The 26,325-nt window shown below is 73.1% G+C and carries 28 protein-coding genes; 10 read left to right on the forward strand and 18 right to left on the reverse strand.

Annotated elements, in window-relative coordinates:
* Window positions 1-24: 24 nt before the first annotated feature.
* Entirely contained in the window at window positions 25-1,212 is a 1,188-nt protein-coding gene (locus ABZT87_RS26560) for a hypothetical protein (protein ID WP_355138962.1), read from the forward strand.
* 188 nt (window positions 1,213-1,400) lie between these two features.
* Window positions 1,401-1,742: an RNA polymerase-binding protein RbpA gene (locus ABZT87_RS26565; RefSeq protein WP_046564157.1), complete on the forward strand. Its 342-nt coding sequence runs from the start codon at window positions 1,401-1,403 to the stop codon at window positions 1,740-1,742.
* A gap of 60 nt (window positions 1,743-1,802) precedes the next feature.
* On the opposite strand, the gene ABZT87_RS26570 is transcribed toward ABZT87_RS26565, so the two are convergent.
* The 9 genes from ABZT87_RS26570 to ABZT87_RS26610 form a co-directional block, all read right to left on the reverse strand.
* On the reverse strand, window positions 1,803-2,336 hold the full coding sequence (locus tag ABZT87_RS26570) for an FxsA family protein (RefSeq protein ID WP_355138964.1): 534 nt from the start codon (window positions 2,334-2,336) through the stop codon (window positions 1,803-1,805).
* Between the two features lie 65 nt (window positions 2,337-2,401).
* Window positions 2,402-3,211: a polyprenol monophosphomannose synthase gene (locus ABZT87_RS26575; protein ID WP_355138966.1), complete on the reverse strand. Its 810-nt coding sequence runs from the start codon at window positions 3,209-3,211 to the stop codon at window positions 2,402-2,404.
* A 34-nt stretch (window positions 3,212-3,245) separates the two neighbouring features.
* Window positions 3,246-4,877 (reverse strand): apolipoprotein N-acyltransferase, encoded by a 1,632-nt coding sequence (gene lnt / locus ABZT87_RS26580; RefSeq protein WP_355139083.1) that lies wholly within the window; start codon window positions 4,875-4,877, stop codon window positions 3,246-3,248.
* Window positions 4,878-5,553: 676 nt separating this feature from the next.
* Window positions 5,554-6,891 (reverse strand): glutamate mutase L, encoded by a 1,338-nt coding sequence (locus ABZT87_RS26585; RefSeq protein WP_355138968.1) that lies wholly within the window; start codon window positions 6,889-6,891, stop codon window positions 5,554-5,556.
* A 40-nt stretch (window positions 6,892-6,931) separates the two neighbouring features.
* Complete coding sequence (locus tag ABZT87_RS26590; protein WP_355068854.1) at window positions 6,932-7,339, reverse strand: hotdog domain-containing protein; 408 nt, start codon at window positions 7,337-7,339, stop codon at window positions 6,932-6,934.
* Window positions 7,336-8,085 carry an OAM dimerization domain-containing protein gene (locus tag ABZT87_RS26595; protein ID WP_355068852.1) on the reverse strand — a complete coding sequence of 250 codons (750 nt, stop codon included), beginning with the start codon at window positions 8,083-8,085 and terminating at the stop codon, window positions 7,336-7,338. Before ABZT87_RS26595 ends, ABZT87_RS26590 begins: the two co-directional genes overlap by 4 nt.
* Window positions 8,086-8,150: 65 nt before the next feature.
* Window positions 8,151-9,713: a lysine 5,6-aminomutase subunit alpha gene (locus ABZT87_RS26600; protein ID WP_355138970.1), complete on the reverse strand. Its 1,563-nt coding sequence runs from the start codon at window positions 9,711-9,713 to the stop codon at window positions 8,151-8,153.
* Entirely contained in the window at window positions 9,710-11,275 is a 1,566-nt protein-coding gene (locus ABZT87_RS26605) for an amidohydrolase (protein WP_355138972.1), read from the reverse strand. Before ABZT87_RS26605 ends, ABZT87_RS26600 begins: the two co-directional genes overlap by 4 nt.
* Before the next feature lie 4 nt (window positions 11,276-11,279).
* Window positions 11,280-12,329: a zinc-binding alcohol dehydrogenase gene (locus ABZT87_RS26610; protein WP_355139085.1), complete on the reverse strand. Its 1,050-nt coding sequence runs from the start codon at window positions 12,327-12,329 to the stop codon at window positions 11,280-11,282.
* A gap of 124 nt (window positions 12,330-12,453) precedes the next feature.
* Between ABZT87_RS26610 and ABZT87_RS26615 the strand changes: the two genes are divergently transcribed.
* Window positions 12,454-13,866, forward strand: coding sequence for a lysine 2,3-aminomutase (locus tag ABZT87_RS26615; RefSeq protein WP_355138974.1), 1,413 nt, complete (start codon window positions 12,454-12,456; stop codon window positions 13,864-13,866).
* 25 nt (window positions 13,867-13,891) lie between these two features.
* Here the strand turns inward: ABZT87_RS26615 and ABZT87_RS26620 are convergent, their stop codons facing one another.
* The 3 genes from ABZT87_RS26620 to ABZT87_RS26630 all read right to left on the reverse strand — a co-directional run bounded on the left by ABZT87_RS26620 (window position 13,892) and on the right by ABZT87_RS26630 (window position 15,604).
* Window positions 13,892-14,590: a polysaccharide deacetylase family protein gene (locus tag ABZT87_RS26620; protein WP_355138976.1), complete on the reverse strand. Its 699-nt coding sequence runs from the start codon at window positions 14,588-14,590 to the stop codon at window positions 13,892-13,894.
* Between the two features lie 403 nt (window positions 14,591-14,993).
* The gene (locus tag ABZT87_RS26625) at window positions 14,994-15,335 is read right to left on the reverse strand and encodes a YnfA family protein (protein WP_355138978.1); all 342 of its coding nucleotides are present in this window, start codon (window positions 15,333-15,335) and stop codon (window positions 14,994-14,996) included.
* A gap of 74 nt (window positions 15,336-15,409) precedes the next feature.
* On the reverse strand, window positions 15,410-15,604 hold the full coding sequence (locus ABZT87_RS26630; protein ID WP_354862191.1) for a CsbD family protein: 195 nt from the start codon (window positions 15,602-15,604) through the stop codon (window positions 15,410-15,412).
* Between the two features lie 156 nt (window positions 15,605-15,760).
* On the opposite strand from ABZT87_RS26630, the gene ABZT87_RS26635 reads away from it, so the two are divergent.
* A complete protein-coding gene (locus tag ABZT87_RS26635; RefSeq protein WP_355138980.1) occupies window positions 15,761-16,372 on the forward strand; it encodes a histidine phosphatase family protein in 612 nt (203 codons plus the stop codon).
* Here the strand turns inward: ABZT87_RS26635 and ABZT87_RS26640 are convergent.
* The 3 genes from ABZT87_RS26640 to ABZT87_RS26650 form a co-directional block, all read right to left on the reverse strand.
* Complete coding sequence (locus ABZT87_RS26640; protein ID WP_007460055.1) at window positions 16,302-16,808, reverse strand: Lrp/AsnC family transcriptional regulator; 507 nt, start codon at window positions 16,806-16,808, stop codon at window positions 16,302-16,304. The genes ABZT87_RS26635 and ABZT87_RS26640 overlap by 71 nt on opposite strands.
* Window positions 16,809-16,871: 63 nt before the next feature.
* Window positions 16,872-18,014, reverse strand: a complete 1,143-nt coding sequence (locus tag ABZT87_RS26645; protein ID WP_355138982.1) for an acyl-CoA dehydrogenase family protein — start codon at window positions 18,012-18,014, stop codon at window positions 16,872-16,874.
* A complete protein-coding gene (locus ABZT87_RS26650; protein ID WP_355138984.1) occupies window positions 18,011-19,120 on the reverse strand; it encodes a Xaa-Pro peptidase family protein in 1,110 nt (369 codons plus the stop codon). Before ABZT87_RS26650 ends, ABZT87_RS26645 begins: the two co-directional genes overlap by 4 nt.
* Window positions 19,121-19,526: 406 nt before the next feature.
* Between ABZT87_RS26650 and ABZT87_RS26655 the strand changes: the two genes are divergently transcribed.
* Window positions 19,527-20,696, forward strand: a complete 1,170-nt coding sequence (locus ABZT87_RS26655) for a glycosyl hydrolase family 18 protein (RefSeq protein WP_355138986.1) — start codon at window positions 19,527-19,529, stop codon at window positions 20,694-20,696.
* Window positions 20,697-20,736: 40 nt separating this feature from the next.
* Here the strand turns inward: ABZT87_RS26655 and ABZT87_RS26660 are convergent, their stop codons facing one another.
* Window positions 20,737-21,624: a winged helix-turn-helix transcriptional regulator gene (locus ABZT87_RS26660; protein ID WP_355138988.1), complete on the reverse strand. Its 888-nt coding sequence runs from the start codon at window positions 21,622-21,624 to the stop codon at window positions 20,737-20,739.
* Window positions 21,625-21,737: 113 nt separating this feature from the next.
* Here ABZT87_RS26660 and ABZT87_RS26665 point away from each other — a divergent pair, with 113 nt between their 5' ends.
* The gene (locus ABZT87_RS26665; RefSeq protein WP_355138990.1) at window positions 21,738-23,000 is read left to right on the forward strand and encodes an MFS transporter; all 1,263 of its coding nucleotides are present in this window, start codon (window positions 21,738-21,740) and stop codon (window positions 22,998-23,000) included.
* Here the strand turns inward: ABZT87_RS26665 and ABZT87_RS26670 are convergent.
* The gene (locus ABZT87_RS26670) at window positions 22,984-23,265 is read right to left on the reverse strand and encodes a hypothetical protein (protein ID WP_354862084.1); all 282 of its coding nucleotides are present in this window, start codon (window positions 23,263-23,265) and stop codon (window positions 22,984-22,986) included. The genes ABZT87_RS26665 and ABZT87_RS26670 overlap by 17 nt on opposite strands.
* 50 nt (window positions 23,266-23,315) lie before the next feature.
* Here ABZT87_RS26670 and ABZT87_RS26675 point away from each other — a divergent pair, with 50 nt between their 5' ends.
* Together ABZT87_RS26675 and ABZT87_RS26680 are read left to right on the forward strand one after the other, a co-directional pair.
* Window positions 23,316-23,543, forward strand: coding sequence for a hypothetical protein (locus ABZT87_RS26675; protein ID WP_355068830.1), 228 nt, complete (start codon window positions 23,316-23,318; stop codon window positions 23,541-23,543).
* Window positions 23,544-23,602: 59 nt separating this feature from the next.
* Window positions 23,603-24,529, forward strand: a complete 927-nt coding sequence (locus ABZT87_RS26680) for a 5'-3' exonuclease (RefSeq protein ID WP_354862081.1) — start codon at window positions 23,603-23,605, stop codon at window positions 24,527-24,529.
* 82 nt (window positions 24,530-24,611) lie between these two features.
* On the opposite strand, the gene ABZT87_RS26685 is transcribed toward ABZT87_RS26680, so the two are convergent.
* Window positions 24,612-25,328: an isocitrate lyase/phosphoenolpyruvate mutase family protein gene (locus ABZT87_RS26685; RefSeq protein WP_354862079.1), complete on the reverse strand. Its 717-nt coding sequence runs from the start codon at window positions 25,326-25,328 to the stop codon at window positions 24,612-24,614.
* 190 nt (window positions 25,329-25,518) lie between these two features.
* Between ABZT87_RS26685 and ABZT87_RS26690 the strand changes: the two genes are divergently transcribed.
* Both ABZT87_RS26690 and ABZT87_RS26695 read left to right on the forward strand, forming a co-directional pair.
* Window positions 25,519-25,977, forward strand: a complete 459-nt coding sequence (locus ABZT87_RS26690; protein ID WP_354862077.1) for an SRPBCC domain-containing protein — start codon at window positions 25,519-25,521, stop codon at window positions 25,975-25,977.
* On the forward strand, window positions 25,974-26,324 hold the full coding sequence (locus ABZT87_RS26695) for a metalloregulator ArsR/SmtB family transcription factor (RefSeq protein WP_355138993.1): 351 nt from the start codon (window positions 25,974-25,976) through the stop codon (window positions 26,322-26,324). Before ABZT87_RS26690 ends, ABZT87_RS26695 begins: the two co-directional genes overlap by 4 nt.
* Window position 26,325: the final 1 nt, after the last annotated feature.

A 26,325-nucleotide genomic window follows, 5' to 3' on the forward strand; every position in this document is an offset into this window, starting at 1 on the left:
GGCCGGCACTAGACTTCGCCCTCGATGGACGCCCCGCTCACCCCCACCGAAACCCGCCCGTGCGCCCACTGTGGACGACCGGTGCCGCAGCGTGTCGGCGCGGGCCGGCCGTTTCGCTACTGCCGCGACAACGACGGCGCCTGCCAGCGCGCCTCGCGCAACAGCCGGATGCGCCACCGCAACGCGCCCGGCCTGCCCGGTCAGGTGGCCCGCACCTGGGAGGCGGTGGACCGTCTCGACCAGATCGTCGAGACGTTGACCGAGGCGTTGCACGCCGAGCTGTCCCCCGGGGGTGTGCAGCGGCAACTCGCGCAGGCCCGCGCGGAGGCCGCCACCGAGATCGCGGCGGCGCAGACCGAACGCGACGAGGCCCGCGACGACGCCGAGGCTGCGGCGGCCGACGCGGCGCGCGCCCGCGAGCAGGCCCGCGCGGCCCGCGCCGAGGCCGACGACGCCCGCCAGCGCGCCGAGCAGGCGGCGCGCCAGGCCACCGCGGCCGACGAACGGGCGCAGCACGCCGAGGCCGCCCGTGATCAGGCGCGGCACGACGTCAGCGCCGCCGAGGCGCTGCGCGCCCAGGCCGAACGGGACCGGGACCAGGCCCGCAACGAGGTGCGTGACCTGCGGGCGCAGCGCGACACCGAGCGGCAGCGCGCGGCCGACCTGACCGTCGAGCGGGACGCGGCGCGCACCGACGCCGAGCGGGCCAGCCGGGCCGCCGCCGAGGCGACCGAGCGGGCCGGACGGTGGCAGGCCGAGGTGCAGGACGTACGCCGCCAGATCGACCAGGCCCGCGCCGACGCCGCGCGGACCCGCGCCGAGGCCGCCGACGCGGCCCGGGCCCGGGAACAGGCCGACCGGGCCCGTGACCGCGCCCAGGTCGCCGCCGCCGAAGCCGACGACGCCCGGCAGGAGGCCGCCGAGCTGGCCGCCCGGCTGCGCGCGGAGCTGACCGCCACGGCCGCGCAGCGCGACGCCCTCACCGCCGACCTGACCGCCGCGCGGCAGGCCGCGGCCACCGCCGAGGGCCGGCTGACCGCCCTGACGGTACGGCTCGACGCCGCCGAGGCCGACCGTGACGTGGCGCAGCGGCGGGTGGCGCAGCTCGGCGACCAGGTCAGCGACCTGGCGTTGGCGCTGGCTCGCCTGGGCGCCGCCGCACCCGGCGGTGCGGGCGCTTCCGATCGGGGTGCGCAGCCGGCGCAACCTTGACCTTGTCCGGGCGGTTAACATCCCCGGTGGCAGTCGCGACACGCCACCGCCGTGGCGTCACCGTCTCAGCCGGCTACCCTTGGGTCCGGCTCACCCGTGGACGCCTCACGCCCTCGGGCGGGAATGGGGCGACGGGAAAGCACCGTTACACCCAGAAGACCAGCACCACGAACGAGGGGAAGTCGATCATGGGCGAGCGTATGCTGCGCGGAAGCCGCCTGGGCGCGGTCAGCTACGAATCCGACCGCAACACGGAGCTCGCGCCGCGTCAGACCCGCGAGTACCTCTGTGCCAAGGGCCACCAGTTCGAGGTGCCGTTCGCCGTCGACGCCGAGGTCCCGACGACCTGGGAATGCAAGTTCGACGGCAGCGTCGCCCGACTCGTCGACGGCAGCGAGCCGGAGCAGAAGAAGGCCAAGCCGCCGCGTACCCACTGGGACATGCTGCTGGAGCGGCGCTCGATCGCTGAGCTCGAGGACATCCTCGCCGAACGTCTCCAGGAGGTTCGGACCCGCCGCGGCCGCGCCTGAGCCGCACCCGCACGACACGGCGCCCCCGGGGATTCCCCGGGGGCGCCGTCATGTGTGCGCTCAGTTGCGGCCCGGCTCGACGATCTCGACGATCTCACCCTCGATGGCCCGGCCACCGTCGACGGCCACCGGCTGCTCCGGCTCCGGACGCGGCGTCGGCTGCGGCGCGCCCTGGCGCACCCGCACCGTACGCGGCCCGAACAGGTCACCGGCGACCATCGACGACACCCGCCGCTCGGCGGTGCGTTGCACCCCGGAGCGGGCCAGGCGACGCACCGGCGGCACCATCAGCAACAACCCGGCCAGACCGCTGAGAAGACCCGGCGCCGCCAGCAGCAGCGCGCCGGCCAACCCGACGAGCCCGTCGGTCACCTGCCGCCCCGGTGGCTGCCCGGCTTGCGCGGCGGTGCGGAACCCGCGCCAGGCGCGCATTCCCTCCCGGCGCAGCAGCACCAGCCCCAGCAGCGACGCGGCGAACACCAGCAGCACCGCCGCGCCGAACCCCACCGCCCGCCCCACCAGGACGAACACCGCCAACTCCAGCACCACCGCCAGCAGCAGGGCGATCGGCACGAACCTCAGTCCTCGGCGCATCTCACCTCATCGCCAATCCGCGGCACACCGACACGTACCGCACATCCAGCATGACACGGCCGCGCTCACGGCCACCGCACCTGACCCGTGGGGGTGCCGTGCAGGCCGCGGCGTACGGCCTGCCGCCGGTCCTGCACACCCCAGCGGGTGATCCGCCACAGCGCCTCGGCGACGATGCGCGGGCTCATCTTGCTGTCGCCGCGTTCCCGCTCGGCGAACGTGATCGGCACCTCCACGATCCGCACCCCGGCCCGGTGGGCGAGCCGCGACAGCTCCACCTGGAACGAGTAGCCCTGCGAGCACACCGACTCCAGGTCGATGGCGTCCAGGGCGCTGATCCGGTACACCCGGTACCCGCCGGTGGCGTCCGACACCGGCATGCCCAGCGCCAGGCGCGCGTACAGGTTGCCGCAGCGCGACAGCAGCAGCCGCCGCAGCGGCCAGTTCACGACCTGCGCGCCGCTGGTCCACCGCGACCCGATCACCACGTCGGCGTCGCGGGCGGCGTCCAGCAGCGCCGGCAGGTCCTCGGGGGCGTGTGAGCCGTCGGCGTCCATCTCCACCACCGCGTGGTAGCCGCGCTCGCGCGCCCACCCGAACCCGGCCAGGTACGCGGCGCCGAGGCCCTGCTTGCCCTCGCGGTGCAGCACCTGCACGTGCGGGTCGCCGTCGGCGAGCGCGTCGGCGATCGCGCCGGTGCCGTCGGGGCTGTTGTCGTCGGCGATGAGGATCTGCACGGCGGGGGCGGCCCGGCGGACCCGCCCCACGATCGCCGCGACGTTGTCGGCCTCGTTGTAGGTGGGGATCACCACGAGCACCCGACCCAGGCCGGGCACGTCGTCCGGACGCCGGATCGTATCGGTCGCCTGGATCACGGTTCCTCCGCTCCCGCCGGCGTACCGGCTGTTGCTATCCGGGCATGACCCGCTGCCGTCGGCGCAGCACGCCCGCTCCGGCCAGGGCTGCCACGGCCAGCCCGGCGAGGGCCAGCTCCGGCCACCAGCCGAGGCGGGTGGCGAGGGTACGCCCGCTGTCGAGCCGTAGCTGCCGCACCACGACCTCCCGGGTGTTGAACCCGGTGGCGTCGCTTACCCGCCCATCGGGGGCGACGAACCCGGACACCCCGACCGTGGAGGCCATCAACGCCGGCCGGCCGTGCTCCACCGCCCGCAGCCGCACCATGGCCAGCTGCTGGCGGGCCTCCGCCTCGTCGAAGGTGGCGTTGTTGGTCTGCACCACCAGCAGCTGCGCGCCGCCGGTGACGGTGTCGCGGACCACCTCGTCGTAGGCGACCTCGAAGCAGATGACGTCGCCGAGCACGGCCGGGCCGGCGCGTACCACGCCCGGTGTGCTGCCGGGCACGAAGTCGCTGCGGATCAGGTCGACCTTGTCGCTGACCATGCGGGCGATGTCGCGCAGCGGCACGTACTCGGCGAACGGCACCGGGTGGCGTTTGGTGTAGAGCTGCGCCATGTCCGCGCCGGTGTCGGGCCGCCACAGGATGCCCGCGTTGCGGACCTGCCCCGGGCCGGGGCCGAGCAGCACCGCGCCGACCAGGATGGGCGCGCGGATCGTGTCGGCGGCCTGGGAGATGCGGGCCCCGGCGGCGGGGTTGCGCAGCGGGTCGATGTCGCTGGAGTTCTCCGGCCACACCACCAGGTCGGGTTGCCGCTCCGCGCCGGAGGCGACCCGCGCGGCCAGCTCCAGGGTCGCGTCGACGTGGTTGTTGAGCACCGCCTGGCGTTGGGCGTTGAAGTCCAGCCCGAGGCGCGGCACGTTGCCCTGCACGATGGCCACGGTGACGGGCGCGCCCGACCCGGCGGCGGCCAGCGGCACCAGCAGACCCGCCCCGGCCAGCGCGACTGCGGCGACGGCCGGCACGGCCACCGGCGTCCACCGCCGCGCCGACCCGGCGCCGCTGGGCCGGGTGGCCGGTTCGATGTCGCTGGTGTCACGGGGGTGGCTGGTCGCGTCGGTGTCGCCGAGGGCACCGGTCGGGTCGGTGTCGGTGCGGCTGGTGGGGCGCAGGGTGGCCCAGGCGTGCCAGCCGGCGGTGACCAGCAGCCCGCCGACGACCGCCACCGCGAAGGTGACCAGCGGCGCGCCGCCGAGGGCGGCCAGGCGCAGCAGCGGCGAGTCGTCCTGGGTGAACGCGAGCCGGCCCCACGGGAACCCGCCGAACGGCGTACGGTCGCGCAGCGCCTCCTGCCCCACCCACAGCAGCCCGGTCAGCGCCGGCAACGCCCAGCGGCTCCGGTCGGCCAGTGGTGACACCCAGGCGGTGGCGGCCCCGAGCAGCGCCAGGTAGCCGGCCTGCAGCAGCGACAGCAGCACCCACGGCAGGTAGCCGGTGTGCAGGTTCGTCCAGGCCAGCAGCGGCGCGAACAGTGCCACTCCGGTGAGGAAGCCCACGCCGGCGCCGGCGCGCAACCGGCGTCGGTGGGCGGCGGCGGCCAGCAGCGCCACGCCGACCGGCGCGAGGGGCCACACACCGTACGGCGGGAACGCCAGCAGCAGGGCCAGCCCGGCGGCGACCGCCATCGGCGCGGCGACGCGCAGCGGCAGTGGCCGAGCCACGGCGACCGGCGCGCTGATCGCCGTGGGGGCGTGGCTCTCGTCGCGGTCCAGGGTCGTCACCGCTGCTTCACCTCGATCACCCGGCGAAGGCTACCCGGCCGTCGCCCCCACCGGCCGCATCGGCCCGCGATGAGGGGCCCGCCCGACCCCTGCTCCGCGATCTTGCACTTTCGGTCGTCGACGCAAGGGGCGTTCCCGCTCATGTCGACGACCGAACCTGCCAGATCGGCGCGCGAGTGAAGTGGGGGTATGAAATCGGGGCGCGGCTTGCGCCGCGCCCCGATGCTCCCAGGCCCTCCCCGGCCGGTGCGGCGAGGATGGGGCACGCCGACCTTCGGACCGACCAGGCGGTTGACTGGCTGCCCCCGCCGGGCCGTTGTCTACTGGCCGTGCACCTCACCCTGCCCGTACACCGGTAACCGCGACCGGTTCGCGCCGCCCCGCCGACCCCCGCCCGCTGGACCTGGCCGCCGCGACGATGACGCTGAAAATGTCGCTCGGCCAGCGGACGAAGGGACGAAGCGAACAACAGCCGCTTCCCGTGGTAGGACTCAAAGACGGTACGTGCTGCACCCCGCCTCCTGTCAACCCACCCCCGGCCTGTCGTGTGTTGCGCCACGGCGTGTCGGGTCGGCGTGTCTCACTGCGTGCTCAGATGGTGGCGCAGCAGCGCCCCCGCGGCCGTCCGGTGCTCCTCGGCGAGCAACCCACCGGCGGCCAGCACGTAGTCGACGTCGACGACCGCGCGGGCGGCGCGCGGCAGCGCCCACCCGCCCGCGTGATCGGCCAGGACCGCCGCCAGGACCTGCCCGGACGCGTCGGCGGGCGCGTGCCGCAGCACCCCACCGGAGCCCACCAGCAGCCGCACGTCGCGCAGGTCCCGCCCGGCCCGCTCGCCGGTGGCGGCGCCCCGGGCGTGCCGGCGCAACGCCACCGTCGCCGCGAGCGTGGCGATCCGCGCGTCCACGGCCCGCTCGACGTCGTCGGCGGCCAGGAACGCCGGGTCGGCGGCCCGCCGGTCGGCCGCGACGGCCAGGCCGTCGGCCTCGTCGGCGCCGAGCAGCCGCTCCTCGGCGGCGGCGCGCACCACGCCGGGGGCGCTCCACCGCATGCCCAGATCGCCCTCGACGGTGCGGGCCCGCCACAGACTGCCCGCGACCTCCCGGCCCGGCCCGGTGGCCCGCTCGTCGGGCGTGAGGACCGAGTACACGTCGGTGGTGGCCCCACCCACGTCGACGACGGCGAGGTCCCCACCGATGGTGTCGGCGAGCACCTCCACGCCGGTGAGGACCGCGTCGGGCGTGGCCGCCCGCACCAGCCGCGCGAACCGGGTGCCCCTGGACAGTCGTTTGCCGCCGATGACGTGGCGCAGGAACACCGCGCGGATCGCCGCGCGCGCCGACGCCGGGGCGAGCACCCCGATGCGGGGCAGCACGTTGTCCGCACCGGTCACCGGCACCCCGGCGGTCTCCAACAGCCCGGTCAACTCGGCACGGACGTCGGTGTTGCCGGCCAGGACGACCGGCACCCGCCAGCGGGCCCGGGCCAGGCGGGTGGCGTTGTGGGTGATCGTGTCGGCGTCGCCGCCGTCGGTGCCGCCCACGAGCAGCACCACGTCCGGCCGGGCCGCCCGCAACGCCGTCAGGTCGGCGGCGCCGAGCCGACCGGCCGCCACGTGCACCACGTGCGCGCCGGCCGACAACCCGACCCGCCGGCCCGCCTGCGCGGTCACCAACGCCTCGTAGCCGAGCACGGCCAGCCGCAACCCACCACCGGCCGACGAGCAGACGTACCACGGCACGTCCCGCGCCCCGAGCCCGGCGGTGGCCGCCGCGACGGCGGCGTCCAGGCCGTGCAGCACGTCGCTGCCCACCGTGGTGGGCGCGGCCGCCGCGCCGACGAGGACACCCGCGGCCAGGTCCACCACGGCCGCCTTGGTGTACGTCGAGCCGACGTCCGCGCAGACCGCCAGGGTCACGAGTTTCCCTGTTCGCGACTGCGGGGCTCGCAACCCCGGCTCACTCCTCGCGACTCACTGATGCGGCGGGTACGACCACGGTGCCGGTCGCCGTGACCGCGACGATCGGCGGGTCCAGGACCTCGGCGGCGGACGCGGAGCGGTCCGGGCGACCCCGACACACCACCGTGCAGCTCAACTCCAGGGTGCGGCTGCGACTGCCCACCCGGGACACCTGGGCGGTCACCTCCACCACGTCACCGGCGCGGATCGGCGCGGTGAACCGCACGTCGGAGTACCCGGCGAACAGGCCCTCGTCGCCGTCCGTGCGGATACACACCTCCGTGGCGACGTCGCCGAACAACCCGAGGGCGTACGCCCCGTCGACGAGGTTGCCGGCGTAGTGGGCGTGCGCGTACGGCACGTACCGCCGGTGCGTCACCGTCAACCCGAGCCTGGTGTCGGTCATGCCATCGCCTTCCGCTGCGTGATCAGGGCGTGCACGAGGTAGCTGGCCACCTCGCCGGGCGTGGTCCCCCGACCGAAGATCCGGTCCACGCCCAACTCGTCGGTCATCGACTCGTCGAACCGGGGGCCGCCGACGATCAACAGGGGCCGTTTACCCGCCGGCATGGCCTCCCGGAACGCCGCCGACATCTCCCGCGTGTTGTGCAGGTGCGCGTCGCGTTGGGTGACGACCTGCGACACGAGCACCGCGTCGGCCTTCTCCACCCGGGCGGCCTCCACCAGCTCCGGCACGCTGACCTGCGCGCCCATGTTGGTGACCTTCAACTCCCGGTAGTACTCCAGGCCCTTCTCGCCCGCGATGCCCTTGACGTTGAGGATCGCGTCGATGCCCACGGTGTGCGCGTCGGTGCCGATGCACGCCCCGACCACCGACAGCTTGCGGCGCAGCCGCTGCTTGACGACCGTGTTGACCTCCTTGGCCGACAGCAGCGGGAAGTCCCGTTCCACCACCTGCACCGCGTCGACGTCGACGAGGTGGTTGACCCGCCCGTACACGACGAAGAACGTGAATCCGTCACCCATCGGCTTGGCGTGCACCACCATCGCCGGGTCGATGCCCATCTTGTTGGCCAGCTGCACCGCCGCGCCCTCGGCCCGCTTGTCGTGGGCCACCGGCAGGGTGAACGACACCTGCACCATCCCGTCGCCGGTGGTGTCCCCGTACGGACGCACGATCTGCTTACTCACGCCGTCGCTTCGCGACGGCGCGAGCGCGTGGCTGCTGTGCTGGCCGGTTCTCTCGCTGCGCTCGCTCACGACGCCGCCGCCTCCAGGATGTCGGTGGCCGGGTTGCAGTAGTCGGCCTCGTGCGCGGCGACCCCGTCCAGACCCTTGCCGCGGTCCGCCGGCCGCTTCATGATGCCGAACGTGCCCTCCGCGATCGCGGTGAGCAGCGTCTGCTCCCCGATGCGCTCCAACAGGTCCAGAGCCTCACCGAGGACCTGGTTGGCGCGCCGGCGGATGAACCCGCCCGCCGCCGGCACGAAGTCCTCGTGCAGCCCACCGGCCGCACCCAGCACGTAGCGCACGTTCTGCAGGGCGATGTCCCGGTCGGACAACCACGGCGTCACCACCGCCTCGGTCATCATCCCCACCAGCAGGATGCCCTGACCGGTCAGCGCGCCCGCCAGGTTGAAGAACCCGTCGAGCAGATTGCCCCGGAACACGTCACCGGTCATGTGCTTGGTCGGCGGCATCCACTTCAACGGCGCGTCCGGGAACAACTCCCGCGCCAGCAACGCGTGCGCCAACTCCAACCGGAACGACTCCGGCACCTCCGGGTTGATCTCGAACGCGTGCCCCAGGCCCAACTGCCAGTCCGCCAGGCCCGCCTCGTGCGCGAAGAACTCGTTGAGCAGCTGCGACACCGTCACCGTGTGCGCCTCGTCGACCGCGTCGGCGGTGGTCAGGTAGTTGTCCTCACCGGTGTTGATGATGATCCCGGCGCGGGCGTGCACCTGCCGGGAGAACCGCTGGTCGACGAACGTACGGACCGGGTTGATGTCGCGGAACAGGATCCCGTACATCGAGTCGTTGAGCATCATGTCGAGCCGTTCCAACCCGGCCAGGGTCGCCATCTCCGGCATGCACAACCCCGACGCGTAGTTCGTCAGCCGCACGTAGCGGCCCAGCTCCTTCGACGACTCGTCCAGCGCCGCGCGCATCAACCGGAAATTCTCCTGCGTGGCGTACGTGCCGGCGAAGCCCTCCCGGGTGGCGCCCTCGGGCACGTAGTCCAGCAACGACTGCCCCGTCGAGCGGATCACCGCGATGACGTCCGCACCGGCGCGTGCAGCCGCCTGCGCCTGCGGAATGTCCTCGTAGATGTCGCCCGTCGCCACGATCAGGTAGATCCACGGCCGCTGCTTCGGGTCCCCGTGCCGCTTGACGAGGCGCTCGCGCTCCGCGCGCCGCCGGTCGATCCGCCGGATACCCGCGCCGACCGCCTTGCGGGCCGCCGACCGGGCCGCCGTCGCCGACCGACCGCTGGGCAGCGCGAACCGCACCGACCCGGCGGCGGCCTTCTGCGCCAGCAACGTCACATCCGTGATCCCCTCGCGAGCGAGGGCGTCGAACACCGGCACCGCCACCCCGTGCCCCAACCCCACGTCCGCGACGACCGCGTCCACGAGCCGGTTCACCCACGGAATGCCGTCCGGGTCGGCGCCGCTCACCCCGGCCAACCGCAGCACCGCCCGCTCCACCGACACCGTCGTGTGGCTGCGGGCCAGGTCGACCACCGGCTGCCCGGCCCGCCGCGCCAACTCCCGCGCCCGCGCCACCAACACCGGATCAAGGTCAAGTTTCCCGGTCACGACGACCCTTCCTCATAGATGACCTCACCACGCAGCACCAGCCGCCGGCACACCGGCAGCGGCGTCGGATCGTCCGGACCCCGCACCTCCGGGTCCTCGGCCACCAGCACCGGCAGACCCCGCTCCACCCCCGCCGGCGTCGACCACACCGCGAACGTCGCCGGCGCACCCAGCGCCAGGACACCCTCGACGTCCAGGTGCACCGCCCGCCACCCACCGCGGGTGTGCGCCGCGAACGCCGAACGCACACTCATCCGCTGCGCCGGGTTGTGGTGCGCCGCCGCCGCCCGCACCGACCCCCACGGGTCCAGCGGCGTCACCGGCGAATCCGACCCGAACGCCAACGCCACACCCACCGAGTGCATCGCACCCATCGGGTTCGACTCCAACGACCGGTCCAACCCCAACCGCGCCTCGTACATCCGGCCCGCCCCACCCCACAACCGGTCGAACGCCGGCTGCATGCTCGCCACGATCCCGTACTCCACGAACCGCGCGATCATCCGCTTGTTCATGATCTCCGCGTGCTCGATGCGGTGCCGGGCCGCGCGCAGCCGCTCCACACCCAGCGTCGCCGCCGCCGCCGCGAACCCGTCGAGCACCGTGTCGATCGCGGTGTCCCCGATCGCGTGGAACCCGCCCTGCAGGCCCTGCGCCGCACAGTCCAGCAAGTGATCACGCACCTGCTCGGCGCTGAGATACCCGTGCCCGCAGCCGTCACCGTCGCCGTACGGCTGCGACACGTGCGCCGTGCGCGACCCCAACGCCCCGTCCGCGAACAGGTCACCCCCGGCGCCCACCGCGCCCAACTCCCGGGCCCGCGCCGCGCCACCCAGCTCACCCCAGTACCCGTACACCTCCGGCACCCCCGCCCCGGAGATGCCCAGCAGGCCGGTGAAGTCCTCCTCGTCGGAGATCTCCGGACCGCCGCACTCGTGCACCGCCGCGATGCCCAGCGACGCCGCGTGCGCGAGCGCCACCCGCTGCGCGGCGACCCGCTGCGCCCGCGTCACCGACCCCTGCGCCGCCGCCCGCACCACATGGTGGGCGTCGCGCCGCAACCAGCCCGACGCGTCGTACCCGGCCGCCTGCGCCGCCTGCGGACACGCCGCCAGCAACGCCGACGACACCAACGCCGAATGGATCGACGCCTGCGACAGGTACACCCGCCGGCCACCGGCCGCCCGGTCCAACGCCGCCGCGTCCGGCAACGTCTTGTCCGACCAGCCGGACTCGTCCCAGCCGTGCCCCAGCACCACCGCGTCCGTCGGCAACCCCGCCGCGAACCCGGCCACCGCGTCGAGCAACTGCCCCGCCGAGCGCACCCCGGACAGCTCCAGCCCGGACAGCGCCAACCCGGTGTCGGTGGCGTGCACGTGCGCGTCCACGAACGCCGGCGTCACCAGCGCCCCGTCCAGGTCCACCACCCGGTCGGCCGGCGGCGCGTCACCGTCGGTGCCCAACCAGGCAATCCGCCCACCGGACACCAACAGCGCGGTCGCGCTCGGGTCGGCGGGGCAGTGCAGCACGCCGCCGCGGTACAACGTCGAGGGGTTCGTCATGACCTCAGTCTGCCGCGATCCGCGCCGCGAACAGCCGACGCACCCCCGGCTCGGCGCGCAACAGCCCCAACGCCAACTCCGCGTGCCCCGGCACGTACCCGTTGCCCACCAGCATCGTCACGTCCGCCGCCAACCCCTCCGCGCCCAACGCCGCCGCGGAGAAGCTCGTCGCCATCGAGAAGAAGATCACCGTGCCGCCGTCCGCGGTGGAAAGCACCGCCCCGTGCTCACAGCCCGGCACGTCCACGCACACCACAGTCACGTCCGCCGGAGCGCCCAGCGCGGTGGTCACCGCCATGGACAACCCCACCGGGTCGCGCGCGTCGGCCAACGCCACCACCGACGCCAGCCCGGCGTCCGTCAGCGCGTCCCGCTCCGCCGCCACCGGAACCACCCCGACGGTACGCGCGGCGCCCGCACGTCGCGCCGCCGCCAGAGACAGCGACCCGCTCTTGCCGGCCCCGCCGATCACCGCGACCCGCACCGGCGTCGGATCACCGCTACGCCGACGCTCCTCGACGTGGCGCGACACCACCCGGGCGGTCAGCGCGGGCGCCCCGCACACGTCCAGCACGGCCAGGGACAACTGCGGATCCTCGTCGTCGGGCAGCACCGCCGCGATGGACCGCGCGAACAGGATCGCCCACCCGTCACACGGCACCTGCTCGCTGCGGCCGTCCCAGCGCGCCAACCCGTCGGTGATCACCAGGGGCGTCAACGTCAACGACACCAGCGTGGCGACCCGCTCACCGGCCTTGAGTCCCAGCGGGGACCGCCGACCGGCCTCCTCGACAGTGCCGATCAGCATCCCGCCGGAGCCGGTCACCGGGTTCTGCATCTTCCCCCGCGCGGAAATGATCTCCAGCACCTCGGCGCGCACGGCAGCCCCGTCGCCGCCGTGCTTCTCCGACAACTGCCGGAAACTCGCCGCGTCCAGGTTCAGCCGCTCCACCCGGATCCGCACCTCGTTCGGCGCGATCGCCGCGGACGCGTCCAGCCGCCAGGCCGCCTGCGGCAGCACCCCCGCCGGTTCCACGACGCGGTGCAGTCCCACCGGTGACGTCACGCCGACCTCCCCTGTCCGGCCGCTCGAAGCCCCGGTCAAGGCTCGCGTAGCGGGAAAACTTACGGCAGACTAGTTTCTGTACCGAATATTTTCCAGTAGCCTTCGAGCTTCGATGATCCACCGAGGAGGGGCCGTGACCCAGACCATCCCGCAACCCCGTCACGCCCCGGTCGCCGTACCGACCGCCGGGCAGCCGTACGAATACCACCGCCGCCCCCTGGTCGAACCCGACTGGACCCGCTTCCCCGGCTGGCGCACCGTCACCCGCGACCAGTGGGAATCCGCCCAGTGGCAACGCGTCAACTGCGTCAAGAACATCAAGCAGCTCCGCGCCGTCTTCGGCGACCTCGTCGACGACAGCTTCTACACCGACCTCGAGGCCGACCAGAAGGCCCTGGCCACCATGTCCATGCTGGTGCCGCCACAAATGATCAACACGATGGTGCCGTTCACGCCGCTGACCACCGAGGCGCTGCTCGCCGACCCCATCCGCCGCTACATGATCCCGGTCGCCTCCGACCGACGCACCGACTGGCCCTCACACCCCTACGCCAGCCGCGACAGCCTGCACGAGCACGACATGTGGGTCGCCGAAGGTCTCACCCACCGCTACCCCACCAAGGTCCTCGCCGAGCTGCTCTCCACCTGCCCCCAGTACTGCGGCCACTGCACCCGCATGGACCTGGTCGGCAACTCCACCCCCGCCGTCGACAAGCTCAAACTCACCCTCAAGCCCGTCGACCGCTACGACGCCCACATCGCCTACCTCAAGGCCCACCCCGGCGTACGCGACGTAGTCGTCTCCGGCGGCGACGTGGCCAACGTCCCGTGGCGCAACCTCGAGTCGTACCTCATGCGCCTGCTGGAACTGGAGACGGTCCGCGACATCCGCCTCGCCACCAAGGCCCTCATGGGCCTGCCCCAGCACTGGCTGCAGCCCGACGTCGTCGAGGGCCTGGAGCGCGTCGCCCGCACCGCCGCCCGCCGCGGCGTCAACCTCGCCATCCACACCCACGTCAACCACGCCCAGTCGCTCACCCCACTGGTCGCCAAGGCCGCCCAGACCGCCCTCGATGTCGGCGTCCGCGACGTCCGCAACCAGGGCGTCCTCATGCGCGGCGTCAACGCCACCACCCCGGAACTGCTCGACCTCTGCTTCGCGCTGCAGGGCGAAGCCGGGATCCTGCCGTACTACTTCTACATGTGCGACATGATCCCCAACGCCGAACACTGGCGCGTCCCGGTCTGGCACGCCCAGCAGCTCCAGCACGACATCATGGGCTACCTGCCCGGCTACGCCACCCCACGGATCGTCTGCGACGTGCCCTTCGTCGGCAAGCGCTGGGTGCACATGCTCACCGACTACGACCGTGACCGCGGCATCTCCTACTGGACCAAGAACTACCGCACCTCCATCGAGTCCGCCGACCTGGAGGCGCTCAACAAGCGCTACGCCTACTACGACCCGATCGACACCCTGCCCGAGGGCGGCCAGCAGTGGTGGAACGACCACCGCGACGATTGACCCACCGTAGGTGCTGGCCGCCGACTCACCCGGCGGCCAGCACCTCGGACAGCGGGGCCGGCACCAGCCCCCGCTCGGCCAGCCCGGCCAGGATGTGCGGCAACGCCTCATCGGTCATCGCCGCGTTCGCCTCGGTCACATGCATGATCACCACCGACCCGGGGCGGGCGTGGTCCACCACCGCCCGCACCAACGGCTTCCACGCGGTCGCGAACGGATCGCCGCTGACCACGTCCCCGTCGACGACCGTCACGCCGAGCGGGGCCAGCGCGTCCAGCGCCGCCGCGTCGTGACAGAGCCCTGGAAAACGGAAGTACCGGGTCTGCCGACCCCCGTACGGTTCGATCACCTCGAACGTCTTCGCCACGTCGCCGCGCAACTCGTTCACCGGCTTCGTGGGCAGGTCGTAGCAGTTCCCGGTGAACGCCGCGTGCCCGTACGTGTGGTTCGCCAGCTCGAAACGCGGATTGCCAGCGATGCGCCGGGTGACCTCCGGATACCGCTGCACCCACTTACCGGTCAGGAAGAACGTCGCCGGCACCTGCTCGCGCTCCAGCAGGTCCAGAATGCGCAGGTTGGCGTACGACCGAACCTTGCCGCTGCGCAGGTTGGCGAGCATCCCGTCGGTCATGTCCGCGTCGAAGGTCAACGCGACCTTGTTACCGGTCCGCGGCCCGTGGTCCACCACCGGCGCCCTGGTCCCGGTCGGCGTCGCGCCCGGCACCGAGGCAACCGCCGGCGCAGACGGGACACCAGCCGACGGGACACCGACCGACGAGGCGACGGACGGCGTGGATGGGCTCGACGAGGCGGCCGAGCCGACGAAGACCGGCTGGTCCGCGGGCGGCACCCGGGACGCTTCACACCCGGCACTGCCGAGGACGGCCGCCACGACCACGACGCCAAGAAACGGGCGAAGCCCAGCTCGGATCACGCCGCAGATCATCGCAGACGCGAAAGCACCTCACTGTCCCCCGCATGCGCCCCACGAGGGCTCGTGGGGGCACGTCTCAGGCCCGCTTGGGCGGTGCCGCTCCGGTAAGCGACATACCTCAGAGGTATGAATATGACTCTGAGGTATGTCGCCTTCCAGGGACACACCGCCCGCGAGGTCACCCGCGCGCGGGTCAGGCGGAACCCCCACGCGGGGCGTACATGATGACCGCGACGCCGAGCAGGCACAGGGCCGCGCCGGTCAGGTCCCAGCGGTCCGGGCGGAAACCGTCCACCACCATCGCCCAGGCCAACGAACCCGCCACGAACACCCCGCCGTACGCGGCCAGGATGCGGCCGAAGTTGGCGTCCGGCTGGAACGTGGCCACGAAGCCGTAACAGCCCAACGCGACCACGCCGGCGGCGATCCACCACAGGCCGCGCTGCTCCCGCCAACCCTGCCAGACCAGCCACGCGCCGCCGATCTCGGCCAGGGCGGCCAGCACGAACAACACCAGGGAACGGAGCACAGTCACGCCGCCGACCCTAACGGCCCACACGCGTCGGGTCCCCGGGCAGCACCTGCCCGGGGACCCGACGACCGCTCAGGTCACTTGTTGAAAGCGTCCTTGATCTTGCTGCCGGCATCCTTCGTGTTCTGCCCGGCCTGCTTGGCGCGCGCGTCACCCTGCTGGCTCGCGCCCGCACCACGCATCGACTCGTTGTCGGTCATATCGCCGACGCGCTCCCTCGCGGCGCCGGCCATCTGCTCGACCTTGTTCTTTGCCTTCTCGGTGAAGCTCATCGCGCCTCCTCGGTCTGGCGGTTGTCGAGGCTCGGTTGCCCGGTTTCCCGGTGCCGAAACCGGTGGTGCCGGTCGGCACACCCTGTAAGGCATCCTAGGAAGATAGGTTGAGAGAGGGCGGCACTGGCCGCCCCGGCGCGATGGTTAACTGGCCGCATGGGAGAGCTCCTGCTGATCCGGCACGGCGAGACCACCTGGAGCGCCAGCCTGCGGCACACCTCGTACACCGATCTGGAGCTGACCCCCGACGGCGAGCGACAGGCCCGCACCCTCGCCGCGTTCCTGGCCGCCCGGCGCTTCGTCACCGTCCTGGCCAGTCCCCGCTCCCGGGCGCTGCGCACCGCGCAGCTGGCCGGGCTCACCGTCGACCACGTCGACGAGGACCTCAGCGAGTGGAACTACGGCGAGTACGAGGGCCGCACCACCGTCGACATCCACGACGACGACCCGCACTGGAACATCTGGACCGACGGCTGCCCCGGCGGGGAGTCACCCGCCCAGGTGGGTGATCGGCTCGACCGGGTACTGGCCCGCGTCACCCCGCTGCTCGACCGGGGCACCGTGGCGCTGGTCGGCCACGCGCACAGCCTGCGGGTGCTCGGCGCCCGCTGGATCGGGCTGCCCCCGTCCGCCGGCGGACGGCTGCGCCTGGACACCGCCACGGTCAGCGCGCTGGGTCACGAGCACGGCCGGCAGGTCATCCTGCGGTGGAACCAGCCGGCTCCTCCGGCGCCCGGGACCGCGACCGACTCGGTGCCCCGGCACTGATCTTCGGCGGGCGGTTCTCGTACGGGGTGGACAGCACCACAGTCGTCCGGGTCGTCACGTTCGCCGAGGTGCGGATCTCCTGCAGCACCCGCTCCAGGTCCGCCGGGCTGGCCACCCGCACCAGCAGCAGGTAGAAGTCCTCCCCCGCCACCGAATAGCACGAGTCGATCTCCGGCAGGTGGGCCAGCCGCTCCGGCGCGTCGTCCGGCTGCGACGGGTCGAACGGCCGGATCGCCACGAACGCGGTCAACGGCAGGTCCAGCGCCTCGAACGACACCCGGGCGGCGTACCCCTTGAGCACCCCGCGCTGCTCCAGCCGGCGCACCCGCTGGTGCACGGCGGACACCGACAGCCCCACCTTCTCGGCCAGGTCGGTGTACGACAGACGGCCGTCAGCGGTCAGCGCGGCGACGATGGCGCGGTCGATCTCCTCCACGGCGAGCAACCTACCGGGAAATCGGCGCGACGGCGACGACGAACGCCGCGCTGGGCCGCCGGCTCAGCTCTTGGCGAGCGCCCGGGAGATCACCAACCGCTGGATCTGGTTGGTGCCCTCCACGATCTGCAGCACCTTCGCCTCGCGCATGTACCGCTCGACCGGGTGGTCGGCCACGTAGCCGGCGCCGCCGAGCACCTGCACGGCGTCGGTGGTCACCCGCATCGCCACGTCGGTGGCGAAGAGCTTCGCCTTCGCCGCCTCGATCGAGTACGGACGCCCGGCGTCGCGCAGCCGGGCCGCCGCCAGGGTCAGCGCGCGGGCGGCGGAGATCTGGGTCGCCGCGTCGGCGAGCATGAAGCCGAGGCCCTGGAAGTCGATGATGGACCGGCCGAACTGCTGTCGCTCCCGGGCGTAGCCGACGGCGTAGTCGAGCGCGGCCTGGGCCAGCCCGACCGCGCAGGCGGCGATGCCCAGTCGACCCGAGTCCAGCGCGGACATCGCGATGGTGAAGCCCGCCCCCTCGCCACCGACCAGCCGGTCGGCCGGCACCCGCGCCTCCTCGAAGGCGATCTGCGCCACCGGCGAGGACCGCAGCCCCATGGTCCGCTCGGCGGCCTGCGGCGCGATGCCGGCGGTGCCCGCGTCGGCGACCAGGCAGGAGATGCCCTTCGGGCCGGGCCCGCCGGTGCGGCAGAAGACGTTGTAGAAGTCGGCCACCTGGGCGTGCGTGATCCACGCCTTGGTGCCGGAGACGACGTACGCGTCGCCGTCGCGGACCGCCCGGGTGCTCAGCGCCGCCGCGTCGGAGCCGCCCTGCGGCTCGGAGAGGCAGTACGCGCCGAGCAGCTCCCCGCCGAGCATGTCGGGCAGGAGCTTGCGCTGCTCGGCGCTGCCGAACGCGGCGACCGGGTAGCAGCTCAGGGTGTGCACGCTGACCGCCTCGGCGACCGCCAGCCACCGGCTGGCCAGGATCTCCAGCACCTGCAGATACACCTCGTACGGCTGCGCCGCGCCGCCGTGTTCCTCGGCGTAGGGCAGGCCGAGCAGGCCGGCGCGGCCGATGGTGCGCAGCACCTCGCGGGGGAACTCGGCGCGTTCCTCGAAGCTCGCGGCCTTCGGCGCGAGCTCGCGGTCGGCCAGCTCGGTGGCGAGGTCCAGCAGGTCATGGGCCTCGTCGGTGGGGAGGATCCGGTCGACAGTCATAGCGCGATGAGCTCCGTGGGGGTGGTGTTGAGCCGCTGCACGCCGTCCGTCGTGCAGACGACGATGTCCTCGATGCGGGCGCCGTGCCGGCCCGCGAGGTAGATGCCCGGTTCGATGGAGAACGCCATACCGGCCTCCAGGGGCCGGTCGTTGCCGGCCACCAGGTAGGGCTCCTCGTGACCGTCCAGGCCGATGCCGTGCCCGGTGCGGTGCAGGAACGCGTCGCCGTAACCGGCGGCGGCGATCGGCTCCCGGGCCGCCGCGTCGGCCGCCGCGCCGGTGATCCCGGGCCGCACCGCCGCCACCGCCGCACTCTGGGCGGCGTGCAGCACCGCGTAGTAGTCCACGAAGTCGGCCGGCGCCGGCCCGCCCGCCACGTAGGTGCGGGTGCAGTCCGAGCGGTAGCCCGACGGCATCGTGCCGCCGATGTCCACCACCACCGGCTCGCCGGCGCCGATCGGCCGATCCGAGGTGCCGTGGTGCGGGCTGGCCCCGTTCGGGCCGGCGGCCACGATGACGAAGTCGACAGTGGCGTGCCCGGCGTCGCGGATCGCCGCCGCGATGTCGGCCGCCACCTCGGCCTCGGTGCGGCCGGGGCGCAGCCACTGGCCCATCCGCAGGTGCAGCTCGTCGATGGCCGCGCCCGCCTCGGCGAGCGCCGCGACCTCCGCCGGGGACTTGCGGATCCGCAGCTCGCGCAGCACCTCGCCAGCGAGCCGCTGCGCGGCGCCGGGCAGCGCCGCGCGTAGGGCGAGGACCTGCTCGGCCCACATCCGGTCGGCGAGCCCGACGGCCGCCGGCGGGCCGTCGAGGGCGGCGACGACCAGGGGGTACGGGTCGACGCCGTCGGGGTGGTCGACGATGCGGACGCCGGTGTTCGGCGCCGCCTCCGCGGCCGGACGCTCCAGCCTGGGCACGATGAGCGTGGGCGCACCCTCGGCGGGCAGCACCAGGCAGGTCAGCCGCTCCCCCACGTGGGCGTCGTACCCGGTCAGGTAGCGCAGGTCGGAGCCGGGCGTGAGCAGCAGCGCGTCCAGGCCGGCCGCGGCGGTGGCGCGCTGCGCGGCGAGCAGCCGGTCCGGCGGGTACAACTCATCGGTTCCCACCCCGTGAGCTTAACGGTCGTTTGGGCATCCCCAGAACCCCGCATCCGCCCGAGCGAGGAAATCCATCGGCGTTGATTGACGCCGACAGTTAACACTCTTTAAGATTTGGCTGCCTCGAGGCCACCCGTTTCTGCGTACCGCATTTCCCGCCCGCGACAACCCTGCGCGGGCGGGCGTCGTCCCCCGCCCACGGGAAGGCCCCCGATGTCCTCACCACTGCGCCGCGCCCGCACCGCCGGCCTGCTCGCCCTGGCCACCGCCGCCGCCACCGTCACCCTCGTCCCCACCGCCGCGCAGGCCGTGGTGCTGCCGAACAACTTCAAGAGCGTCGGCTACATGCCCTCGTGGGCTAGGCAACGTCAACACCATCCAGTACAACAAGCTCACCCACATCAACTACGCGTTCGTGCTGCCCAACAACGACGGCAGCCTGCGCGCCGTGGAGAACCCGAGCAAACTCTCCTCGCTGGTCTCCCAGGCGCACGCCAACAACGTCAAGGTCTCGATCGCCGTCGGCGGCTGGAACGACGGCAACGACTCGGCCTTCGAGGCCCTCGCGGCCAACTCCGGCAGCCGGACCGCCTTCGTCAACAACCTGGTCAACTTCGTCAACCAGTACAACCTCGACGGCGTCGACATCGACTGGGAGTACCCGGACCCGGGCGCCTCGGCGAACAACTACAGCCAGCTCATGACGCAGCTCGGCAGCGCCATGCACAGCCGCGGCAAGCTGCTCACCGCGGCCGTCGTCTCCGAGGGCTACTACCTCGACGGCGTGCCGACGGCCGTGTTCGGCCAGGTCGACTGGCTCAACATCATGGCGTACGACGGCGGCAGCCCGCACTCCAACTACGACTGGTCGATCAACAGCATCAACCTGTGGAAGTCCCGCGGCCTGCCGGCCAGCAAGGCCGTCCTCGGCATCCCGTTCTACAGCCGCCCCGGCTACTACACGTACTCGGCGCTCGTCGCCCTGGACCCGGCCAACGCCAACCGGGACTGCACCACGGCCGGCGGCGCGCAGCAGTGCTACAACGGCGTCCCGACCGTCAAGCGCAAGACGCAGTGGGCGCTGGCCAACGCCGGCGGCGTCATGAACTGGGAGCTGTCGCAGGACACCACCGGCTCCACCTCGCTGGTCAGCGCCATGTACGACACCATCATGGGCGGCACCACCCCGCCGCCGTCCGGTCGTACCGGCCAGATCACCGGCCTCGGCGGCAAGTGCGTCGACGTGGCGTCCGCGAGCACCGCCAACGGCACCGCCATCCAGCTCTGGGGCTGCAACGGCACCAACGCGCAGACCTGGACCGTCGCCAGCGACGGCACGCTGCGCGCCCTCGGCAAGTGCGCCGACATCACCAGCGGCTCCACCGCCAACGGCGCCAAGGTGCAGCTGTACGACTGCAACGGCAGCGGCGCCCAGGTCTGGCAGGCGCAGTCCAACGGCACGCTGCGCAACCCGCAGTCCAACAAGTGCCTGGACGTCACCGACAACAGCTCGGCCGACGGCGCCCGGTTGCAGATCTGGGACTGCTTCGCCGGCGCCAACCAGCGCTGGACGCTCCCGGCCTGAACCTGAACCTGACGCTGCGATCCCCGGTCGACGCCCCGCGTCAGCCGGGGATCGTCGCGTGGTCGCGGGCCAGCACCAGCATCTCGTCGACCGATCCGGCCGGATCGGTGACCGGGAACTGCACCGCCCGCACCACCGACGTCGGGTCGACGAGCATCGTCAGTCGCTTGAACCGGGTCACCCCGCCGGCGGAGAAGACCGGCAGCAGCAGCCCCGCGGCGAGCCGACCGTCCTGATCGGACAGCAACGGAAACGGCAGCCCCGCGTACGCGGCGAACTCGGCGAGCTGGTCCGGCCGCTGGGTGCTGATCCCGCACACGCGTACCCCGGCCGCCTCGAAGGCCGGGTGCCGGTCGGCGTACGTGGTCGATTCGAGGGTGCAGCCCCGGGCGCCGGGGATCTCCGCCCAGCCCGGCGGGTAGCCGTGCGTCCCCGGCGCGTACGCCCCGGGGAAGAGGTAGAGGACGCTCCAGACGTCCGGCGCGGTCAGCGCGACCGGCCGGCCGTCGGCGCCGGGCAGGGCGACCTCCGGCAGCCGTCGGCCCACCAGCGCGTGTGCCCGCCGGGCCTCGGCCGAGGCGTCGTCGGCGGTCGCGGTCAGCTCTCCGTCACCCATCAGGTGCCTCGTTCCCCAGTCCTGCAGGGCGATCAACACCGGCAGCAGGCCCTCGCCCTTCGTGGTCAGCAGATAGTCGTGCCGGGGCGGGTGCGCCGAGTACGGGCGGCGTTCCAGCACGCCGTGCTCGACCAGGGCGGCGAGGCGTTCGGTAAGCGCCCGCCGACTGACACCCAGTTCGCGCTGGAGCGCGTCGAAGCGGGTCGTGCCGCCGGCGACGTCGCGCACGATGAGGAACGTCCACCAGTCCCCCAGCACGCCGAGCGCCTGCGCGATGCCGCAGTCCGCGTCCGCGAGATCCTCTCGTCGCACCCGCTTCCTCCCTCCGCCCGGCACGACTATAGTCCGTTCCAGATTGGAACGGACAATCCCCGGCACGCACTGACACCGGGAACGCATCGGCGCGACGGACGGGGGCCGACGACATGCACGTCGACGAACGAGCCGGTGTGTTCTGGCGCTGGTGGACCGCCGGCACGACCAGTCTGGTCGGGTCGGCGGTCGGCGCGGTGGCCCTGCCGCTGACCGCGCTCACCGTCCTGGACGCCTCCGCGTGGCAGATGGGTCTGATCGCCGCGGCCAGCTACGTCGCCTGGATCGTGATCGGCCTGCCCGCCGGTGTGATCGTGCAGCGCCTGCCGCTGCGCGGCACCCAGGTCGGCGCGGACCTGGCCCGCGCCCTCGCCGTCGCGTCGATCCCGCTGGCCTGGTGGTGGGGGCAGCTCACCGTGACCCACCTGGTGGTCACCGCGCTCGTCGTCAGCTTCGCCAACGTGGTGTTCGACGTGGCCAACTCGACCTTCCTGCCCAGCATCGTCGAGCGCGAGCAGTTGCAGTCGCGCAACAGCCTCACCTCGGCCACCCACGCCGCGACCCTGCTCAGCGGCCCATCGCTCGGTGGGCTCGCCGTGCAGGCGCTCGGCGCGGTGCCCACCCTGCTCGTCGACTCGGCCAGCTACCTCGTCTCGGCGGCTCTGCTGCGTACCCTGCCCGCGCGCCGCGTCGACGCGCCCGAGCAGTGGCCGCCGGTCGGTGAGCTGATCCGCGAGGGCTGGCGCTACGTCGCGTACCACCCGGTCATGGGCCCGTGCATGTGGGCCGCGACGGCCATGAACTTCGTCTGCGGCGCGCAGTTCGCGCTGCACCCGCTCTACCTGGTCCGCGACCTGCACGCGCCGGCCGGCCTGGTCGGCGTCCTGCTCGCCGTCGAGGGTGTCGGCGCGCTGGTCGGGGCTGCCCTCACCACGTGGATCACCACCCGGCTCGGCAGCGCCCGCGCGCTGGTCGCCGCCGGGTTCACGACGGTCGCCGGAGCGTTCCTGATCCCCGGGGGCACCGGTTGGCCGGCTTACGTCGCCTTCGCCGCCGGCAGCATCGTCTTCTCTCTCGGCACGGTCGTGCTCAGCGTGACCACCCGGACGTACCGGCAGATCGCCAGCCCACCCGAACTCCTCTCCCGGGTGATGGCGACCGTGCGGTTCGTCTCCTGGGGCGCCATCCCGGTCGGCGGGCTGGTCGCCGGCGGGCTCGCCGGCCCGCTCGGCGCCCGCGCCACCCTGTTCGTCTTCGCGGCGACCCTGATCTGCGCGCCCCTGGTGCTGCTGCTCTCCCCCGTCCGGCGCCTGCGCGACCTCACCGACCACGACCGCGACGAGGGCCGGCGTCCGGCCGTCACCATTGGTCGGTGACCGCCGCGCCCGACCACAGTCCGTCGGCCATGCGGCGAGCCCGGGTCGCGTCGCTGAGCACATCGACGCTGTGCACGTACTGGTCGACCGCGCCCAGCAGCGGTCGGTCGCGCAGCGTCGGGTCGGTCACCGCGGCGCGTAGTGCGGCGGCGACGCGCTCGGCACGCAGCACCAGGAACGGCCGGAAACGCCACCCCGGCAGTCTGCGCCGTTCCAGGGCCTGCCCGCACTGTGGTTTTCCGGGTAGGACCGGGGCGGGGGCCATAGCCTGGGATCGGGACGCCCGCATGGGTGGCACCGACCGGGAGGGCCGACGTGGCAGCGAACGACGCGAACCGGGCGGCGACCCGCCGTCGCTGGCAACTGTGGGCCGGGGTCCTCGCGCTCGTCGGCCTGGTCCTGCTGGTCATCGGGCTCACCGTGGCCGACGGCGTCGCCGCCTGGGTCGAGGTGCTGGTCGCGATCCTGCTGCTGGTGACCAGCTACGTCGTGCAGCACCTCGCCCGCCGCGACACCGTCTACCGGCACGACGAGCAGCGCTGACGCCGCCGGGCGGCCGGGCGTACCGCTGATCGTCGCAGGGCTGTGCCAGGCTGTCGGGCGTGGCACACCGATCCCCGATCCTGCTGATCGACGCACCCAGCCTCTACTTCCGGGCCTACTTCGGCATCCCGGAGTCCGCCGCGCGCGCCGAGGACGGCACGCCCGTCAACGCGGTGCGCGGCTTCCTCGACATGCTCGCCACGCTCATCCGGGGTCGGGGCGCCGACCGGATGGTGTGCGCTCTGGACTACGACTGGCGGCCGGCGTGGCGGGTCGAGCTGCTGCCGTCGTACAAGGCGCACCGGGTGGCCCCGCAGGGCGGTGAGGTCGTGCCTGACACGCTCTCCCCGCAGGTGCCGATGATCCTGGAGGTCCTCGACGCGGTCGGCATCACCGCCGTCGGCGCGACCGGTTACGAGGCCGACGACGTGCTCGGCACGCTGTCGGTGACCCAGCCGGGCCCGGTCGAGGTGGTCTCCGGCGACCGGGACCTGTTCCAGCTCATCGACGACTCCCGGGACGTGCGGCTGCTCTACGTCGGGCGCGGCGTGGCCAAGCTCGACGACTGCGACGACGCGGCGGTGCGCGCCCGCTACGGGGTGCCCGCCGACCGGTACGCCGACTTCGCCGCCCTGCGCGGCGACCCCAGCGACGGACTGCCCGGGGTGCCGGGCGTCGGCGAGAAGACCGCCGCGCGACTCATCGAGCGGTACGGCAGCATCGACGGCATCCTGGCCGCGCTGGACGACTCCGACTCTTCCTTCGCGCCGGGCCTGCGCACCAAGCTGGCCGCCGCCCGCGACTACCTGGCCGTCGCGCCGACGGTGGTCCGGGTCGCCCTGGACGTGGCCCTGCCGGAGCTGCCCACCGCGCTGCCGACCGCCCCCGCCGACCCGGAGCGGCTGCTCGAGCTGGCCGGCCGGTGGAACCTGGCCGGCTCCGCCCGCCGCCTCGTGGACGCCCTGGCCGCCCGCGCCGACGCCTGACCGGGCGGCGCCCTTCACCGAGGCGCGCCGCCCGCACCCGCGGCACCGGCCGCCGCTGAGGACGCGCCGGTCGGCCGGTGCCTCACGCGCGCAGGTTGGCCGCCAGGTCACCGATCGCGGCCATCGCGTAGCGCTGCATTCCCGGGCCGAACGTGATGCGCGTGGCGCCGTGTCGGGCCAGCTCGGTCACGGACTCCCGGTTCGGCGCGGCGGCCATGTTGATCGGGCCGGTGATGCCCTCGCGCAGCACCGCAAGGACCTCAATCGGCGCCCGCAGCGGGTACACGCAGTCGACGCCCGCCGCCACGTACAGCTTCGCGCGGGCGACGGCGTCGGCCGGGTCACCCGAGCCGAACAGGAACGTGTCGACGCGCGCGTTGATGACGAGCGCGTCGCCTGCCGCCGCCCGCACCTCGGCCAGCCAGTCCGCGTGCCGCTGCGGATCCTTGAGCGTGGCGTGCCCCTCGGAGTCCTCCAGGTTGCAGCCGACGACGCCCGCCTCCAGCAGCCGCTCGACCAGCTCGGCGGGGGCGAGCCCGTAGCCGTCCTCCACGTCCGCGGACACCGGAACGGAGACGGCCCGGACGACCCTCGCCACCGCGGCGAACATCTCGGCGGGCGGGGTGGCGCCGTCTTCGTAGCCGAGGGAGGCGGCGACCCCGGCGCTCGGCGTGGCGAGCGCTTCGAAGCCGGCGTCGGCGAAGACCCGGGCGCTGCCCGCGTCCCAGGCATTCGGCAGGACGAGCGGGTCGCCGGCGGGGCGGTCGTGATGCAGGGCACGGAAGGTGGCGGCTGTCATCGTTCAGGTCTCCCGACGGGATGTGGAGGGACGATGGCGAGGGCAGGGCGACTGCCCACCATGGACCGTACCGTCATCGCCCGGTCCAGGCGTCGTGCCGTGCCCGGGACCAATACGCAACCATCGGTTGCGCGAGGCGCCCCGAGCGCTGTAACCTGACGCAACCAAAGGTTGCGAAAGGGTGGTACGCATGGAGTACGGAGTCATCGAACGCGACATCGACGTCAACGCCTCGCCGGAGGTGGTCTTCGAGGTGATCAGCCAACCCGAGCACGTGCGGGAGTGGTGGCCCGACGACGCCCGGTTCGAACCGGTCGAGGGCGCTCCCGGCGAGTTGGTGTGGCGCGACGCGCAGACCGGCGAGACGACGACCGTCGACCTCGCCGTCGTGGACGTCGACCCGCCGAAGCGGTTCTCCTTCCGGTGGTCCTTCACCGAGCCCGACCGGGGCGGGCAGTCGCTGCTGGTCACCTTCGACCTCGTCCCGATCGCGACGGGGACCCGCGTCCGCATGACGGAGACCGGTTTTCGCGAGATGGGCTGGGAGATCGCCCTGCTCGAGAAGCAGTACCAGGATCACGTCAGCGGGTGGAACCACTACATCCCCGCGCTCGGCACGTACGTCGCACGGCTGGTCGCCACGTCATGAGCACGGTCGTCGACGACGCCCTGTGGTCGGCGATCGGCGACCCGATCCGGCGCAGCATGATCGACCTGTTGCTCGCCGGCGGGCCCGGCACCGCCACGTCGCTGAGCGAGCGACTGCCCGTCACCCGCCAGGCCGTCTCGAAGCACCTGGCCGTCCTGGACCGGGTCGGCCTGATCCACTCGGCGCCGGCCGGTCGCGAGCGTCACTACCAGGTCGACGAGGCGCAGCTCGCGCGTGCGGTCGCCCAACTGACCGCCGTCGGCACCGCCTGGGATGCCCGACTCCGCCGGATCAAGCGGATCGCCGAGACGATCGAACGTCACCGTACCGACAACCAGGGAGAATGAG

The sequence above is a fragment of the Micromonospora sp. NPDC005237 genome (genome assembly GCF_040607775.1).
In the GTDB taxonomy this organism is placed as follows: Bacteria; Actinomycetota; Actinomycetes; order Mycobacteriales; family Micromonosporaceae; genus Micromonospora.

Excerpts from the sequence above, each read along its gene's own strand:
- ABZT87_RS26560 (WP_355138962.1), top strand. The coding sequence starts at position 25 with ATGGACGCCCCGCTCACCCCCACCGAAACCCGCCCGTGCGCCCACTGT.
- ABZT87_RS26565 (WP_046564157.1), top strand. The coding sequence starts at position 1,401 with ATGGGCGAGCGTATGCTGCGCGGAAGCCGCCTGGGCGCGGTCAGCTAC.
- ABZT87_RS26570 (WP_355138964.1), bottom strand. The coding sequence starts at position 2,336 with ATGCGCCGAGGACTGAGGTTCGTGCCGATCGCCCTGCTGCTGGCGGTG.
- lnt (WP_355139083.1), bottom strand. The coding sequence starts at position 4,877 with ATGGCGGTCGCCGCCGGGCTGGCCCTGCTGCTGGCGTTCCCGCCGTAC.
- ABZT87_RS26590 (WP_355068854.1), bottom strand. The coding sequence starts at position 7,339 with ATGACCGACACCAGGCTCGGGTTGACGGTGACGCACCGGCGGTACGTG.
- ABZT87_RS26605 (WP_355138972.1), bottom strand. The coding sequence starts at position 11,275 with ATGACGAACCCCTCGACGTTGTACCGCGGCGGCGTGCTGCACTGCCCC.
- ABZT87_RS26615 (WP_355138974.1), top strand. The coding sequence starts at position 12,454 with ATGATCCACCGAGGAGGGGCCGTGACCCAGACCATCCCGCAACCCCGT.
- ABZT87_RS26630 (WP_354862191.1), bottom strand. The coding sequence starts at position 15,604 with ATGAGCTTCACCGAGAAGGCAAAGAACAAGGTCGAGCAGATGGCCGGC.
- ABZT87_RS26635 (WP_355138980.1), top strand. The coding sequence starts at position 15,761 with ATGGGAGAGCTCCTGCTGATCCGGCACGGCGAGACCACCTGGAGCGCC.
- ABZT87_RS26645 (WP_355138982.1), bottom strand. The coding sequence starts at position 18,014 with ATGACTGTCGACCGGATCCTCCCCACCGACGAGGCCCATGACCTGCTG.
- ABZT87_RS26665 (WP_355138990.1), top strand. The coding sequence starts at position 21,738 with ATGCACGTCGACGAACGAGCCGGTGTGTTCTGGCGCTGGTGGACCGCC.
- ABZT87_RS26670 (WP_354862084.1), bottom strand. The coding sequence starts at position 23,265 with ATGGCCCCCGCCCCGGTCCTACCCGGAAAACCACAGTGCGGGCAGGCC.
- ABZT87_RS26685 (WP_354862079.1), bottom strand. The coding sequence starts at position 25,328 with ATGACAGCCGCCACCTTCCGTGCCCTGCATCACGACCGCCCCGCCGGC.
- ABZT87_RS26690 (WP_354862077.1), top strand. The coding sequence starts at position 25,519 with ATGGAGTACGGAGTCATCGAACGCGACATCGACGTCAACGCCTCGCCG.
- ABZT87_RS26695 (WP_355138993.1), top strand. The coding sequence starts at position 25,974 with ATGAGCACGGTCGTCGACGACGCCCTGTGGTCGGCGATCGGCGACCCG.